Source organism: Aquamicrobium aerolatum DSM 21857 (genome assembly GCF_900113935.1).
Taxonomy (GTDB): Bacteria; Pseudomonadota; Alphaproteobacteria; order Rhizobiales; family Rhizobiaceae; genus Aerobium; species Aerobium aerolatum.
Genome location: NZ_FORF01000025.1, coordinates 1 through 15,458 on the forward strand (window position 1 = coordinate 1; position 15,458 = coordinate 15,458).

The following is a 15,458-nucleotide window of genomic DNA, read 5'->3' on the forward strand; positions in this document are numbered from 1 at the left end:
CTGCCCGGCGACCTGGAGGCCCAGATCGGCGCCTTCGTCGAACACTACAATCACAGGCGCTATCATGAGAGCCTCGACAACGTGACCCCGGCAGACGCCTACTTCGGCAGGGCCGCAGCCATCATAAAACAGCGCGAAAGGATCAAACGACAAACCATCCAGCATCGGCGCTTGCAGCACCGCAAGCTCGCCGCATAACATCAACCCAAAGACGAGGCCGATACTCCGCTAATCCAAGACCCAAACTGCGCCAAATGATCTGACGACGGACACGCCGGATTGGCGAGCCGGTCGACGTGGTCGTGAATGGTCGCAAGATCGCGGCAGGTGAAATCACGGTGCTCGACAGCGACCCGTCCCGTTTTGGAATCAAGCTCACGCGCATCATTGATGCTGCCAAGTCCGGCTAGTGCGTATAGTCTGTAACGACAGCGAATCGGGGATGTTTTGGGAATGAGCCTTGAAGGCAAGCTGACGAAGGCTCAGAAAGCCGCCGCCGTTCTGGTTGCGATGGGCAAGCCGTCGGCCGGTCGTCTGTTGCATTTCTTCAAGCATGAGGAACTCAAGTCGCTCATCGATGCGGCACGGATGCTGCGTACGATTCCGCAGAGTGAACTTGAAAACATCGTGGCCGAATTTGAGGAGGAGTTCACCGAGGGCGCGGGCCTTTTGGACTCTGGCGATCAGATGGACACGATCCTCAATGAGTCGCTGACACCTGAGGAAATCAGCGCCCTGATGGGCTGGGGCAAGCCGTCGCTGATGAGCGACGAGACGCGCCCGATCTGGCCGGAACTGGCCGAGCTTGAACCGGCTCGTTTGGGACAGTTGCTTGAGGGCGAGCATCCCCAGACCATCGCCATGGTATTTTCCAATCTCGATTCCCGTCCTGCTGCCGACGCGCTCCTGACCTTTGAAAAGCCCATGCGCGCCGAAGTGTTGAAACGCATGTTGTCGATGACGCAGGTGCAACCGGCAGCCAAGCAGCTGGTGGAAAACCAGTTGCGCTTGCGCTTGGCGGACGATGCCGCAGGCAAGGATGTCTCTGCGGGACAGAGCCGTGTGGCCAGCTTGCTGAACGAACTGGACAAGTCCACCCTCGACGAGTTGGTCATGGATCTGGAGCAGAGTGGCGCAGAGGGTATCGAAGGTGTGAAGGCACGCCTCTTCACCTTCGACGACGTCGGCGCACTCGACCAGAAGGCGCGTGTCACGTTGTTTGATGGCCAGTCGACGGAGATCATCACGCTCGCGCTTCGCGGCGCGCCGCGTGAGTTGATGGATGCCGTCCTGTCGGCGGTCGGTGCGCGTTCGCGCCGCATGATCGAAGCCGAATTGTCGGTGGAGAGTGAAGGCGTGACACCTGGCGAAGTCGCCAAGGCGCGCAAGCGGATTGCGACCACAGCGATCAGTCTTGCCAGCAGTGGCGTCATCGAGCTTCCAGCGATGCGAAGCGCGGCCTAGCTCGTCAAGCGCTGACCAGCATCACCGTTCATGAGGTTCAGGCCGCAAAAGGGCGGTAAACTCTCCAGGATGTTTGGACGCATTGTTGCATGGCTGACGATTCGGACAAGGACAGCAAAACCGAGGACGCCACGGAAAAGAAAATCCGTGACGCTTCCGATAAGGGTCAGCTGCCATTTGCGAAGGACGTACCCGTCCTCGCCTCGTTCCTGGCGATTCTCGTCTTTATGATTTTTCTGGCGCAGCCCGGCGCGGTGCATGTTGGTGGCTTCCTCACCATGTTCATCGAGCGACCGGAAAGCTGGTCGCTCAGTACGCGGCAAGACGCTGTTCAGCTTTACACTCAGGTGCTGATTGAGATCGGCAAGGTGCTGGCAGCCTTGCTTGCGCTGTTGATTGCTGCCGGGGTTACCGCTTCCATATTGCAGAACGCGCCGCGTATTGTGCTTGATCGTGTCGAGCCAAAATTGTCGCGTATCTCGCTCAAGCAAGGCTGGGATCGGCTTTTTGGCGCAAAGGGCTGGGCCGAGTTCGCAAAATCGCTAGGCAAGCTGATACTGGCAGGGTTGGTCGTTTATTCTGTGATGCACGGAGCGGAGGTTCAACTCCTCGCCGGCATGATCACACAGCCTGAGGCATTTCTCTCGATCATCCGTGAAATGACGATCGATATCGTGCTTTCCATCGCCACCTTCATGGTGATCGTCGCCGGAGTGGACTTCCTTTGGTCGCGCTATCACTGGCGGCAGGATCTGCGCATGACCAAGCAGGAGGTGAAGGACGAGATGAAGCAGGCCGAAGGCGATCCGATCATGAAGTCGCGCATGCGCTCGCTGGCTCGTGATCGTGCGCGCCGACGCATGATGGACGAAATTCCAACGGCGACGTTGGTCATTGCCAATCCGACTCACTATGCGATTGCCCTGCGTTATGTGCGTGACGTGACGCCAGCACCCGTTGTCGTCGCAAAAGGGCAGGATCTGATCGCGTTGAAGATCAGGGAAATCGCAGAAAGCCACGAAATCCCGGTTTTTGAAGACGTTGCGCTCGCTCGCTCCATGTACGATCAAGTTTCGGTGGATAGTGTGATCCCGCCTCAGTTCTATCAGGCGGTCGCGGAATTGGTCCGCGTCCTTTATGAAACCAAGACAGCTTCGGCTGCAGGCAAGGTGACGTGATGAACCGCCAGCCACATTCATCGACCCGCGAGGTTCTGGTCGCGAACGCGATCACGGATGTCGTGAGCGAATTGCGCATGGTCGATGTCGGGGACTACATAGCCTATATCCGACTGGAACGATTTGCGAGTGTCGCCGATCTGGTCGAATCCGCTTCCGAGCTGTATTTCGAGCCCGGCACGCTGCGGCTGGGGCACGGAGGGGAGGCGCATGTGTCGTGGGAAAACCCACCACGTGTCGTGCTTGATCTCGAACTGCGTCCGATGGGCGTGACGGTCTATTTCGCCCTGACGATGACGGCCGAATATGCCTCGGTCGAGGTCAACTACGTGTCGTTCGACAGCGCGTCAGTCGATCCGCTGGAAAACAACGCCTATCTCGAGGCCGCGCTGGAGCGCGCGCGCATCCGCAAGAGCGGCTATGTTCCCGAGAAACTTGCCATCAGCCAATCAGCCCACAGCGAAGAGCCTTGGCAACCGCGTGAATGCGGTTGACTGCGTTGAGCTTGTGCGTCGAGTTGGTGAGATACTGATTGGCCGTATGTACTGACAGGCCAAGTGCCGAGGCAATATCGTCGCTCGTCAAGCCATCGGCTGTCAGCCGGAGGCACTCGAGTTCGCGTTTGGAAAGCGACGGCAGCTTGGCATAGTCAGGAGCGCGGTGAAGCGCCACGTTCTCAAACAGCGAGAAGCAGCGCGCATGGGCTTCACAAAGACGGTTTTCATCGACCGTGATCGCGTCGCCGGCAAAGACAATCGCCCCGCTGCGCCCATGTTCCAGGCCGACCGGAAAGGCAACGCCGTGAGGGGCGCCTGAGGGCGGTGAGATTTCGAATGCCCAGTGCCGCGCTTCTTCAGTCAGTGGCCGGATCCGGTCGTCTGACGACCACCATAGCGGCTGTGTGGCTTCGTCAATTGCCAGCGCGAAACTTTCTGATCCGCGTGAAGTGAGGTCTTTGGAGATCTGGGTGATCCCTGGCGCGTCCGTATCCGTTGCCGGTATCAGCCGGCAGGTTTCACCGTGACTGACAAGAAAAAACACATGGAAGCTGTCGGCGTTCAGATGAACTGCCAGCTGTTGGCAGTTGCGCGCGGTCGCCAGAAGTGAGCTTGCCGGTTTGTTCAGCCAAGGACTTTGATGGGCTGCAGCCTGTTCGCTTTCGAAGCCGGGAATCTCTGTCAGGGTCGAAACTTCGAGCAGCATCAAATAATCCCGCTTCTGATCGCTGTGGCGATCGCCATGGCGCGATTGTTCGCGCCGAATTTTTGTATGGCGTTGGCGATATAGCTGTTGATCGTGTTGGCAGAGACGCCGAGGATCAGCGCGACCTCATCGGTGGTCTTGCCTTCTGACACCCACAACAAACATTCGCGCTCGCGCTCGGAAAGCGGATCGTTGGCGGCGAAATTGTCGTTGCTCTTGAAAAACTGGGCCAGACCATAGCAACATTTCATGTGTGCAAGGGTGAGGGCTGTCGGCTGGATCTGTCCCGATATGTGGGACGAAAACAAAACGAAGGCCATGGTTCCGCAGGCAGAAAGCTTCTGGCAATAAAGTTCGACATGGCCGTGCTCGACAAGCCCGGCACGTTCTCTGGTGGACAGGAATGGGCTGGTCTCTGGCGTGAGCGCCTGCGGCCGCTCTCCTACTCCCGTCGTATTGCCACTTTCGATGAGATTGGCGATGCCTTCTGAACCGAAATCTTCAAGAGCATCGAAAACCCAGTTGGACGAGATGATGCGTACTGACTTGGGACCGCGTTCGACCGATGGCTGGACCAGGATGTAATGGTCTGCACCAATATCAAGGCAGATGCCTCGTAGAAAACGAGCTAGTTGGGCACGAGACGTCACCGAGCGTTCGGCATGCAGCGGCGCGGCCAGTGTGGTTTGGATAGCAAGCATCGTTCTCAAACCGATCCGTGTTGGGACGGATCCTATTTTTGCTTTTCATGACCTGAAGGCCATGAAGGCACATGAATCCACGCGCCCCGCCACGAAGTGAACGCAGCGTTGCAAGCTCACGCAAAGTACAGACGAAATACTCCAGGAAGTTGACAGCTGTCCTATATACGCCCCAGGACGCCGCTTACTGCAACGCAGTTACACCCATTGAATAACAGCCGTATTCTACATCGATCCCGGCTCGGGATGCTTTCGAATCACGGCGCGCCACTCAGATCCGCCAAGAACGATTGATAGGTATCCGATTGATTCGCGTCAAGATTCGGTTAACGCTGCTACACAAAAAGTGACACACCTCATTTCATGAGGGGCGACGAAAGGGCCGCAACGGATGACAGCGGCTTACGATGCCGCATGAGGGCACGTGAGCGACAGCCAATGTGCCGCGGGTGTCAATTCCGCTTTGTGCGCGTGAGCATGAGATAGAGGCTGTGGGGGTTGGTCACCAAGTACCGCATGATCAGTCGACGCGGCTCCAGGAACGTCCTGTAGAGCCACTCAAGGCCGAGATCTTGCATCCATTGCGGTGCACGCTTGTTTTTCCCTGACACGAAGTTGAACAGCCCGCCGGACGTCTTGACCACCTTGACGTTCTTCAGGCGATCGATGTTGGCGATAATGAATTCCTGCTCGCGCGGCGCACCCAGACCGATCCACAACACATCCGGCTTCAGTTCATTGAGCCGCTGGAGCAGCGCTTCCTGCCCTTGCTTGTCGAGATAGCCGTGCGAATAGCCAAGCAAGCGGATGCGTGGGTAACGCTGGCGTACAACGGCTGCGGCTTTCTCGATTTCCTCGGCGGTCGCGCCGAACATGAAATAGCTCGTGCCTTCCGGCAGCATCTGGCTCGCATCGTCGAACAGGTCTGTTGTCGCGACGCGTTCGGGAAGTGGCGTTGGCGACAGAAGACGTGAGACTGCCACCATAGGTTGACCGTCAGCGCTGATGACGTCTGCCTGGTCGAACATGCTGCGAACATTGCCGCTCTTGGCATAGTCCGAGACGACCTGGCCATTGTTGGACGTCATGAACAGGGGATATTGCAATTCCGGCAGACGGCCTGCGATGGCATCCGCCATCAGCGTGACCGTTTGCTCGCGGTCGAGGATCGCCGTCTCCATTCCGCCGATCTTGAGTGTCGGAACGATGTCGCGTGTTGCCTTGTTGCGCACTACGCGCACTGTCTTGCGGCGTTCTGTGCGCGGTTCGCTGTTGGCCTGATCTTTGGTTTCGCGTGTCGTTTCGTTCACGGACAAATTGGATGCCCCCCGTCGTCGATTGCACTGCCGCAGATGGGTGCAAGACACGAGCATTTAAACACACCACTGTCACTCTAAAGTAAACAGAGAGCGCGTGTGGTTGATGAAAGGTAAAATGCCAAGGTGCCCACTGCGGTGAAACAGCGCTTGAACTGCCAATAGAGTTCTTGTTGATTCAGCGCAACAGCGATGGAGGAGTTCGCCGTGGTAAATTCAGGCAATTTTGTTGAGCGCGGACCGATCCGTTTGGGCATGGTGGGCGGCGGGCAGGGTGCATTCATTGGTGGCGTCCACCGGATGGCTGCGCGGCTAGACGGTGAATTTCAGCTTGTGGCCGGGGCGTTGTCGTCGGATCCGACGCGGGCAAAATTGTCTGGAGCTGAACTCGGCCTCGATCCCGAGCGGTCGTACACTTCATATGCAGAAATGGCTAAGGCTGAAGCTGCGCGAGCGGACGGCATCGAAGCCGTTGCCATCGTCACGCCCAATCACATGCATTACCCCGCTGCGAAGGCGTTTCTCGATGCGGGAATCCATGTCATCTGTGACAAGCCGCTGACGTCGCGCCTGGAGGACGCCAAGAAGCTGGCGGCGCAGGCGCACAGCAGCGGCAAGCTGTTTGTGCTGACCCACAACTACACCGGCTACCCGATGGTGCGCCAGGCGAGGGAGATGATTGCCGACGGCATGCTCGGCGATTTGCGGGTCGTACAGGCGCAGTACGCACAGGACTGGATGACCGAGGCGGTGGAATCGAAGCAGGCTGCCTGGCGTACCGATCCGAAACAATCCGGGGCAGGTGGGGCGACCGGCGATATCGGCACTCACGCCTATAATCTGGCGCGGTTCGTCACGGGGCTTGAGCTTGACGTTCTGTCAGCTGATCTGAGTGCGTTCGTTGATGGGCGCGTGCTTGATGATAACGCGCATATCATGCTGCGTTTCAAGCCGGTGGGGGATGCACCGGCGGCGCGCGGCATGTTGTGGGCGAGCCAGGTCGCGCCCGGCAACGAGAACGGGCTGACGCTGCGGATCTACGGCACCAAGGGTGGGTTGGAGTGGGCGCAGGAGCACCCCAACCAGCTCTGGTACACGCCGTTCGGGCAGGAAAAGCGCCTGATCTCGCGCGGCGGGCCAGGGGCCGGCGCGGCTGCCGGGCGGGTGACCCGTATCCCGTCGGGACACCCGGAGGGCTATCTGGAAGGTTTTGCCACGATCTACGCCGAAGCGGCGCGGGCGTTCCGCGCGCTGAGGACACCCGGCGGTGTGGTGCCGCCGGAGGTGGTGTACCCGAGCGTCGACGATGGCGTCGAAGGTGTCGCGTTTGTCGAAGCCTGCGTCAAATCTTCGAGCGAGAACGCAGCCTGGACGGCGTTAGACCTGTGATCAGATATGCAGCGCGTGGCCGAGTGTCTTGAGCGCAGCTTCCTGAAACCCTTCGCTCTGGGTCGGGTGGGCGTGGACGGTGCCGGCGATGTCTTCCAGCCGCGCGCTCATCTCGATGGCAAGCGCGAAGGCGGCTGAAAGTTCGGAGACGCCGGAGCCGACCGCCTGAATGCCCAGCACAAGGTGGTTGTCGGCGCGCGCGACGACCCGCACGAAGCCGGTTTCGCCTTGCAGCGTCATGGCGCGCGCATTGGCGGAGAACGGAAACTGGCCGATCTTGAGCTCCGCGCCGGTATTCGCGGCTTCGTCCGGTGACAGACCGACGCTTACTAGTTCCGGATCGGTGAAGCAGACGGCGGGAATGACGCGCTTGTCCCAGCTGCGGCGGTTGCCGGCCACCAGCTCGGCGACCATTTCGCCCTGCGCCATGGCGCGGTGCGCCAGCATCGGCTCGCCGGTGACGTCGCCGATGGCGTAGATGCCGCGCATCGAGGTGCGGCACTGGTCGTCAACGCGAATGAAGGCGCCGAACCGGTCGAGGTCGATCTCTTCGAGGCCCCAGCCTTCGGTCGCTGGCTTGCGCCCAACCGTGACCAGCACATGGTCGGCGGCGATTTTCTGCTCGGTGCCGTCGGCAGTCTGGACCAGCAACGCGTCGCCGTTGGTTGACAGGCCTTTTGCCTTGGCTCCGGTAAGCACGGTGACGCCGAGCGCCTCCAACCTCTTGGCAACCGGCTTGGTCAGGTCGGAGTCGTAGAGCGGCAGGATATGCGGCTGCGCTTCGATAATTGTCACCGTGGTGCCGAGCTTGGCGAAGGCGGTGCCGAGTTCGAGGCCGATATAGCCGCCGCCGACGACAGCCAGCGTGTCCGGCACTGTCTTCAGCGCCAGCGCGCCGGTCGACGAAATTACCTTGCCGCCAAAGGGCAGGAACGGCAGTTCGACCGGCAACGAGCCGGTGGCGATGACGATGGTGTCGGCGCGGATGATCTGCGTACCGGTTTCGGTTTCGACCTCGACCGTCTGGCCGTCGCGAAATTTGGCCCAGCCCTGAATCGACTTCACCTTGGCTTTCTTCAACAGCCCAGCGACGCCGGTATTGAGGCGGCCGACGATGCCGTCTTTCCACGCCATGGTCTTCTTGAGATCGACGGCAGGGCTGCTAAGCGAGATGCCGAGCGGATCGTGGCCAGCAGCCATTTCAACAATTTTGGCGTATTCATCCGCAGCGTGGATGAGCGCCTTGGACGGGATGCAACCGACATTGAGGCAGGTGCCGCCGGGCTTGGCGGCTTCGACGATGACTGTGTCGACGCCCAGTTGCCCGGCGCGGATGGCGCAGACATAGCCGCCGGGACCGGCGCCGATGACGAGAAGCTTGCAGGAAATTTCTTTCATTGGTCGTCTCTTTCCTGAGCCATGTTCGTGACTGAAGATCGGGCATCGCTTTTCGGGTTCATGGCTAGTCCACGAATATCAGCGCGGGGGTTTCCAGCAGCGTCTTGATGCGCTGGATGAAAACTGCGGCGTCCCAGCCGTCGATGACGCGATGGTCGAACGACGATGACAAGTTCATCATTTTTGCCGGGATGAACTGCGTTCCGTCCCAGACCGGGCGGATCATCATCTTGTTGACGCCGATGATCGCGACTTCGGGGTAGTTGATCACCGGTGTGGTTGCCACGCCACCCATCGCGCCCAGCGAGGTGATGGTGATGGTGGAGCCGGAGAGTTCCTCGCGCGTCGCCGTGCCGGCCTTGGCGGCTTCAGCCAGCCGGCTCACTTCGACGCCGCAAGCCCAGAGGTCGCGCGCTTCGGCATGGCGTACAACCGGCACGACGAGGCCGGCTGATGTCTGGGCTGCAATGCCGATGTGAACGCCGCCATGGCGATGGATGACGCCGGCATCGTCGTCGAAAAGCGCATTGATCTGCGGTTGCTCGGCAATCGCCTTGACCATGGCCCGCATCAGGAATGGCAGCAGGGTCAGTTTCGGTCGGTCGGCGCGTTTTTCGGCATTGAGCTTGGCGCGCAATTCCTCGAGCGCGGTGACGTTGACCTCTTCTATATAGGTGATGTGCGGAATGCGCGACTTTGCCAGCGCCATCTTCTCGGCGATCTTGCGCCGCATGCCGACGATTTTGATTTCCTCGACCGTCATGTCGGGCCGCAATCCTGCTGCGACCGGCTGCGTGCCGCGCGCGATGAACTGGTCGAGATCGTCATGGGTGATGCGATGGGCGGGGCCGGTGCCTGAGACCTGACGCAGATCGACGCCAGCCTCTTTTGCGCGCAGCCGGACGGCGGGCGACGCCAGCGGCTTCTCACCGGCAGGGCGCGGCGCGCCGCCACCAAGGTACGGGCCCGGGGGTGCAGGTTTTTTGGGCGCCGGGGCTGGTGCCTTTGCTGGCTCTGGCGGTGTTTCGATCTTTTCCACCGGGGTGGGCTCAACGGTTTCCGCGTCCGCTACATCCTTGGTGGCGCCTGCATCGCCGGCCACCTCGATTTTCAGGATCACTGATCCGACGGCGATAATTTCGCCGATCTCGCCGCCAAGCCACGACACCTTGCCTTCGACCGGCGAGGGGATTTCCACGGTAGCCTTGTCGGTCATGACGGCGGCAAGCACCGTGTCCTCACGCACGAGATCGCCAACCTTGACGTTCCATTCCACGAGTTCGGCTTCAGCTACGCCTTCGCCGACATCCGGCATCTTGATGACATGCTCGGCCATCTACGCCTCCATCACTTCGACAAGAGCTTCGCCGACTCGTTTGGGGCCGGGAAAATAGTCCCATTCCTGCGCGTGCGGGTAGGGCGTGTCCCACCCGGTCACCCGCACGATCGGGGCTTCAAGATGGTAGAAGCAGTGTTTCTGCACCAGCGCTGCCAGCTCTGCGCCGAACCCGGAGGTGAGGGTCGCCTCGTGGACCACGACGCAACGGCCGGTTTTCTTCACCGATGCAACGATGGTGTCGAGATCGAGCGGCAGAAGCGTGCGCAGATCGATGACTTCCGCATCGATGCCGGTGTCTTCGGCGGATGCGAGCGCGACATGCACCATGGTCCCGTAGGCAAGCACGGTGACAGCCGAGCCTTCGCGGCGGATTTCGGCCTTGCCGAGCGGCACCGTGTAATGACCATCGGGAACATCGGCGAGTTCATGCTTCGACCATGGCGTCACCGGCCGCTCGTAGTGGCCATCGAACGGGCCATTATAGAGCCGTTTCGGTTCGAGGAAGATCACCGGGTCCGGGTCTTCGATCGATGCGATCAGCAGGCCCTTGGCGTCATAGGGATTGGACGGGACGACGACCTTGAGCCCTGCCACGTGGGTGAACAAGGCTTCCGGGCTCTGGCTGTGGGTCTGGCCGCCGAAAATGCCGCCGCCGGTCGGCATGCGAATGACAATCGGGCAGGTGAACTGGCCGTTGGAGCGATAGCGCAGCCGGGCAGCTTCGGAGACGATCTGGTCGTAGGCCGGATAGACGTAGTCGGCGAACTGAACCTCGACGCAAGGGCGCAACCCGTAGGCGGCCATACCGATGGCGGAGCCGACGATGGCCGATTCATTGATCGGCGTATCGAAGCAGCGATTGCGTCCGTATTTCTGTTGCAATCCGGCGGTGCAACGGAAGACGCCGCCGAAATAGCCGACGTCTTCGCCGAAAACGACGACATTTTCATCCCGCCTCATGGAGACATCCATGGCAGACCGGATTGCCTCGATCATGGTCATTCGTGCCATGGTCAGACTCCTGCTTCCTGGCGCTGGCGGCGCAGATGTGGCGGCATCGTCTCGTAGACACCTTCGAACATCTCCCGCGTCGACGGCTTGCCGCCGGAATGGAGCGTGCCGTTGTTCTCTGCTTCCTTTTGCGCGGCAATCACCGTGTCGAGCACCTCGGCTTCGGCCTGCTTGTGGCGGTCGTCCGACCATACGCCGCGCAGGATCAGGTGGTTTTTCAGCCGGATGACCGGATCGCCGAGCGGCCATGCGTCGGATTCGGTCTTGGGGCGATAGGCGGAAGGATCGTCAGATGTCGAATGTGCGCCGACGCGGTAGGTGACGTGTTCGATCAAGGTCGGGCCGAGATTGCGTCGGGCGCGTTCGGTGGCCCATTTGGCGACGGCATGCACCGCGAGATAGTCATTGCCGTCAACGCGCAGTGCGGGAATGCCGAACCCCAGACCGCGTGCGGCGAAGGTTCCCGATCCACCACGGGCAATGCCCTGGAAGGTCGAGATCGCCCACTGGTTGTTGACGATGTTGAGCACGACCGGTGCGCGATAGGTTGAGGCGAACACCAGGGCCGCGTGAAAATCGCTTTCGGCGGTGGAGCCATCACCGATCCATCCCGCGGCGATCTTGCTGTCGTTCTTGATGGCGGATGCCATGGCCCAGCCAACGGCCTGAATGTACTGGGTGCCAAGATTGCCGGACAGCGAGAAGAAGCCATGGTCTTTTGCCGAATACATGATCGGCAACTGGCGGCCTTTGAGCGGGTCGGCTTCGTTGGAATAGATCTGGTTCATCATGTCGACCATCGGATAGCCGCTGGCGATCAGCAGACCGGCTTGCCGGTAGGTCGGGAAGTTCATGTCGCCGGGCTCGAGCGCTTTACGGAATGCGCAGGAGACGGCTTCTTCGCCCATATGCTGCATGTAGAACGAGGTCTTGCCCTGCCGCTGCGCCATCTGCATGCGCGCATCGAAGGTGCGCAGCGTCATCATGTGGCGCAGCCCCTCCAGCAATTCCTCGTCGGTCAGCGTGCCAGCCCAGGGGCCGACTGCCTCGCCGTTGCGGTTCAGCACCCGGATGATCGAATAGGCGAGATCGCGGATTTCGCGCGGATCGACATCCACGGCTGGACGCTCGACGGAGCCAGCACGGGGGATCGGGACATTCGAGAAGTCCGGCGTGTCGCCCGGACGGACTTCAGGTTCCGGAACATGAAGGCTGAGCGTTGGTTGTTCGGCCATATCGGTCTCCTCACCTGGTCGAATATTGCCAGCTAAGTCCAAGAAACGGGCTCTGTCTACTGGACCTTGGGGAGGTGATTGATGCTGCTTAACCTGTGAGGATGTAACACAAACAGAGCCAATAACGTTCGTTGCTGCAAGCTGCCATCGACGATCTCGAAAGTTTCGTCTGGCGAGGTTGTGGCGCACGGATCATGCTGCAATGAAGTTGGCGCTATCTGCATGCTGGCAAGAAAATATTTTTGGATTTCGCCGGTCAGGGGACGATTTCATGCTCCGAAAGTCGTTAAGGACGGGAATGGAGCAATGCCGGAAGGAGATTCAGCAATGACCATGACCGGAAAACCGGACGTCACAGGGTTTTACGATCCTCGGACATTTTCAATCCAGTACGTGGTTGCAGACCCGGCCACCAAGAAGTGCGCGCTTATCGATCCGGTGCTGGACTACGATGAAAAGTCCGGGTCGGTGAAGACTGAGAACGCAGACCGGTTGCTGGCATTTGTTGCTGAAAACGGGCTGAGCATCGAGTGGATTCTCGACACGCACCCGCATGCAGATCATTTTTCAGCCGCTCAGTATCTCAAATCGAAAACGGGCGCTCCAACGGCGATCGGCGCTCAGGTTGTCGAAGTCCAGAAGCTCTGGAAAGAGATCTACAACTGGCCCGATCTTGCAGCGGATGGCTCGCAGTGGGACAAGCTTTTCACCGAGGGCGAAGCGTTCAATATCGGGGAGCTGAAAGGCCGGGTGCTGTTTTCGCCCGGACATACGCTCGCCTCGATCAGCTATGTTATCGGCGATGCGGCGTTCATTCATGACACGCTGTTCATGCCCGACAGTGGCACCGCGCGTTGCGATTTTCCTGGCGGAAGCGCATCGCGGCTGTGGAACTCGATGCAGCAGATATTGTCGCTGCCGGATGAGACGCGATTGTTCACGGGACACGACTATCAGCCTGGTGGACGAGAGCCTTTGTGGGAGTCGACCGTGGCTGAGCAGAAGGCGACCAACTCACATATCTCCAAGTGTGCGACTGAGGCCGAGTTCGTGGCGGTGCGGGAAGCGCGTGACGCAACCCTGCCGATGCCAAAGCTGATCCTTCATGCTCTGCAGGTCAACATTCGTGGCGGGAGATTGCCGGAACCTGAAGCCAATGGAACTGCCTATCTGAAAATCCCGCTTGGCGCGCTGTCGGGCGCGGTTTGGGGCTAGAGCCTAGGGCGTGTTGGGTTCTATCGGATCCGCTTAACGCGCTTTACGTGTTTGTCGTGCTGCATGTCTCCCGAAACCGGTTTTCATTTTCGGGAGACATGCGCTAGCGATTGCCTTGCGAAGCGGCGTGCTGTTGAGCGCGTCGCTTCAGCTGCTGTTCGCGCAGGAAGATGAAGAGGCCCGACGCAACGATGATTGCCGCTCCAAGCAGCATCGATGGACGCGGCACGTCGCCAAATACCATCCACCCGAAAACAACGCCCCAGAACAGCAAGGTGTACTGGTAGGGTGTCACAGTTGCAGCGTCCGCAAGCTTGAGCGAGCGATTGATGCACATGTGGCCTAGCATCGAGATGACACCGAGCAAGGCGAGAAGGATGAAGTCTGCGGTGCTTGGCGTGACCCAGCCGAATGGGATCGTTGCAAGCCCGAACACGACACAACCAATCAACTGCCAGAAGGCGAAAGTGGTGTCGGGCGTGCTGCGCAGCGCTCGGCTGATGAGCATCATCAGAGCAAAGCAGAATGAACCAAGGATGGAGATGAGCGCTGGCGCGGTCAATGCGGCCTTCGAGGGCTCCAGCGCTACGATCACGCCCGCAAATCCAACGCAGATTGCAGTCCAGCGACGCCAGCCGACTTTTTCCCCCAGCACAAACGGAGACAAGGCAGCCACGTAAATCGGCGCGGCCAGCCAGTACGTAATGACGTCTGCGAGCGGCAGTGTCACGACCGCGAAATAGAAGGTGCTGACCTCGACCGTCGCAATGATGACACGCAGGATCTGAAGGCCGGGACGCTCCAGCAATACCAGTGGCCGCAGGCCGGTCTTCCAGAGAAACGGCGCCAGCACGGCCAGCGCAACGATACTGCGGATCAGCAGAACCTGACCGACCGAATAGGTCGCCACCATCCATTTGCCCATCACGTCGTTGATGCCGAACAGCAGGTTGCCCAACAGCATGACGAGAATGCCCAGTTGCGCACTGGAGCTGGTGGCGCTTAAGCGGGCCGCGAGCGATCGAAGCGACATATGAACTTTCCTTTGGGCGCTAGCTTCAGCGCACCACTATCATCTAGTGGTCGAACCCTATTCGTGACGGTTGCGCAAGCTCGTTTTGCGCATCGCTCCCTTGTGAAATGACAAAGGGTCGGTGCACGCACCGACCCTTCACCGTTGAGCTTTGAAGCTGATTACCAGGCGGGGATCACCGTGCCCTTGAACGTATCGAGCACGAACTGGCGGACTTCGTCCGTATGGTAGATCGACAGGAACTGCTTCAGCCACTCGGCGTCCTTGTCGGCCGTCCGCACGGCAATGACGTTTGCGTAAGGCGCCTTTTCGCTTTCACGAAGGATCGAGTCCTCGATCGGGTTCAGGCCGGCGTCGATGGCGTAGTTGGTGTTGATCGCCGAAGCATCGGTGTCGTCGAGCGAGCGCGGCAGCTGAGCCGCGTCCAGTTCAACAAACTGGAAATTCTTCGGGTTTTCCGTGACGTCGGCTGGACCGACCTTCAGGCCCTTCTCGTCGTTCAGCTTGATGACGCCCTTGTCAGCCAGCACCAAGAGGGCGCGGCCACCGTTTGTCGGATCGTTCGGGATCGCGATGGTGGCACCGTCCGGCAGTGCGTCGAAGCTTTCGTGCTTCTTGGAGTAAACGGCCATGGGGAAGTTGACCGAATAGGCCACGTCGATGATGTCGAAGCCCCGATCAGCAATCTGGTTGTCGAGGTACGGCTTGTGCTGGAAAGAGTTGAGCTGCAACTCACCGTCGCTCAGTGCCTGGTTGGGGACGACATAGTCGGAGAATTCGAGAATTTCGATCTCAAGACCGTCCTTGGCTGCCAGTTCCTTGACCTTCTCCATGATCTGGGCGTGCGGTCCGGGCGTGACGCCGACCTTGAGCGTCTCTGCGAAAACGGTGCCAGACAGGAGGCTGAGCGCCACGCCTGCGGCAAGAGCGATTTTTGAAAACATGATAACGACTCCGTAGTATTGAGGGAGGGAAA

15 protein-coding genes and 1 pseudogene are annotated in these 15,458 nt (G+C 59.7%); 7 read left to right on the forward strand and 9 right to left on the reverse strand.

Going from position 1 to position 15,458, the window contains the following annotated elements; all coding sequences use genetic code 11:
- The 5 genes and pseudogenes from BMZ42_RS15795 to BMZ42_RS15815 form a co-directional block, all read left to right on the forward strand.
- A partial coding sequence (locus tag BMZ42_RS15795) for an integrase core domain-containing protein (protein WP_175556752.1) occupies window positions 1-198 on the forward strand: 198 nt, incomplete at its 5' end.
- A gap of 74 nt (window positions 199-272) precedes the next feature.
- A pseudogene (locus BMZ42_RS15800) lies at window positions 273-410 on the forward strand (FliM/FliN family flagellar motor switch protein); the annotation flags it as partial.
- 43 nt (window positions 411-453) lie between these two features.
- A complete protein-coding gene (locus tag BMZ42_RS15805; RefSeq protein WP_091524404.1) occupies window positions 454-1,464 on the forward strand; it encodes a flagellar motor switch protein FliG in 1,011 nt (336 codons plus the stop codon).
- Window positions 1,465-1,553: 89 nt separating this feature from the next.
- Window positions 1,554-2,642 carry a flagellar biosynthesis protein FlhB gene (gene flhB / locus BMZ42_RS15810; protein WP_091524406.1) on the forward strand — a complete coding sequence of 363 codons (1,089 nt, stop codon included), beginning with the start codon at window positions 1,554-1,556 and terminating at the stop codon, window positions 2,640-2,642.
- Window positions 2,642-3,136 carry a hypothetical protein gene (locus BMZ42_RS15815; RefSeq protein ID WP_244523293.1) on the forward strand — a complete coding sequence of 165 codons (495 nt, stop codon included), beginning with the start codon at window positions 2,642-2,644 and terminating at the stop codon, window positions 3,134-3,136. The genes flhB and BMZ42_RS15815 overlap by 1 nt, the downstream gene beginning before the upstream one ends.
- Here BMZ42_RS15815 and BMZ42_RS15820 read toward each other — a convergent pair.
- The 3 genes from BMZ42_RS15820 to BMZ42_RS15830 all read right to left on the reverse strand — a co-directional run bounded on the left by BMZ42_RS15820 (window position 3,084) and on the right by BMZ42_RS15830 (window position 5,856).
- Window positions 3,084-3,845, reverse strand: coding sequence for a helix-turn-helix transcriptional regulator (locus BMZ42_RS15820; protein ID WP_091524409.1), 762 nt, complete (start codon window positions 3,843-3,845; stop codon window positions 3,084-3,086). The genes BMZ42_RS15815 and BMZ42_RS15820 overlap by 53 nt on opposite strands.
- Complete coding sequence (locus BMZ42_RS15825; protein WP_091524411.1) at window positions 3,845-4,546, reverse strand: helix-turn-helix domain-containing protein; 702 nt, start codon at window positions 4,544-4,546, stop codon at window positions 3,845-3,847. The genes BMZ42_RS15820 and BMZ42_RS15825 overlap by 1 nt, the downstream gene beginning before the upstream one ends.
- A 452-nt stretch (window positions 4,547-4,998) precedes the next feature.
- Window positions 4,999-5,856 carry a WecB/TagA/CpsF family glycosyltransferase gene (locus BMZ42_RS15830; protein ID WP_244523294.1) on the reverse strand — a complete coding sequence of 286 codons (858 nt, stop codon included), beginning with the start codon at window positions 5,854-5,856 and terminating at the stop codon, window positions 4,999-5,001.
- A 198-nt stretch (window positions 5,857-6,054) separates the two neighbouring features.
- Here BMZ42_RS15830 and BMZ42_RS15835 point away from each other — a divergent pair, with 198 nt between their 5' ends.
- The gene (locus BMZ42_RS15835; RefSeq protein WP_091524415.1) at window positions 6,055-7,251 is read left to right on the forward strand and encodes a Gfo/Idh/MocA family protein; all 1,197 of its coding nucleotides are present in this window, start codon (window positions 6,055-6,057) and stop codon (window positions 7,249-7,251) included.
- Here BMZ42_RS15835 and lpdA read toward each other — a convergent pair whose 3' ends face one another.
- The 4 genes from lpdA to BMZ42_RS15855 all read right to left on the reverse strand — a co-directional run bounded on the left by lpdA (window position 7,252) and on the right by BMZ42_RS15855 (window position 12,234).
- Window positions 7,252-8,649 (reverse strand): dihydrolipoyl dehydrogenase, encoded by a 1,398-nt coding sequence (lpdA, locus tag BMZ42_RS15840; RefSeq protein ID WP_091524418.1) that lies wholly within the window; start codon window positions 8,647-8,649, stop codon window positions 7,252-7,254.
- Between the two features lie 64 nt (window positions 8,650-8,713).
- Window positions 8,714-9,985, reverse strand: a complete 1,272-nt coding sequence (locus BMZ42_RS15845; RefSeq protein ID WP_091524420.1) for a dihydrolipoamide acetyltransferase family protein — start codon at window positions 9,983-9,985, stop codon at window positions 8,714-8,716.
- Window positions 9,986-10,999, reverse strand: coding sequence for an alpha-ketoacid dehydrogenase subunit beta (locus tag BMZ42_RS15850; protein ID WP_091524422.1), 1,014 nt, complete (start codon window positions 10,997-10,999; stop codon window positions 9,986-9,988). It lies immediately after the preceding gene.
- Window positions 11,000-11,001: 2 nt separating this feature from the next.
- A complete protein-coding gene (locus tag BMZ42_RS15855; protein WP_091524424.1) occupies window positions 11,002-12,234 on the reverse strand; it encodes a 3-methyl-2-oxobutanoate dehydrogenase (2-methylpropanoyl-transferring) subunit alpha in 1,233 nt (410 codons plus the stop codon).
- Between the two features lie 333 nt (window positions 12,235-12,567).
- On the opposite strand from BMZ42_RS15855, the gene BMZ42_RS15860 reads away from it, so the two are divergent.
- Window positions 12,568-13,449 carry an MBL fold metallo-hydrolase gene (locus BMZ42_RS15860; RefSeq protein ID WP_210185235.1) on the forward strand — a complete coding sequence of 294 codons (882 nt, stop codon included), beginning with the start codon at window positions 12,568-12,570 and terminating at the stop codon, window positions 13,447-13,449.
- Between the two features lie 103 nt (window positions 13,450-13,552).
- On the opposite strand, the gene BMZ42_RS15865 is transcribed toward BMZ42_RS15860, so the two are convergent.
- A complete protein-coding gene (locus BMZ42_RS15865) occupies window positions 13,553-14,482 on the reverse strand; it encodes a DMT family transporter (protein WP_091524430.1) in 930 nt (309 codons plus the stop codon).
- A gap of 161 nt (window positions 14,483-14,643) precedes the next feature.
- The gene (locus tag BMZ42_RS15870; protein WP_091524432.1) at window positions 14,644-15,426 is read right to left on the reverse strand and encodes a MetQ/NlpA family ABC transporter substrate-binding protein; all 783 of its coding nucleotides are present in this window, start codon (window positions 15,424-15,426) and stop codon (window positions 14,644-14,646) included.
- Between the last annotated feature and the right edge of the window lie 32 nt (window positions 15,427-15,458).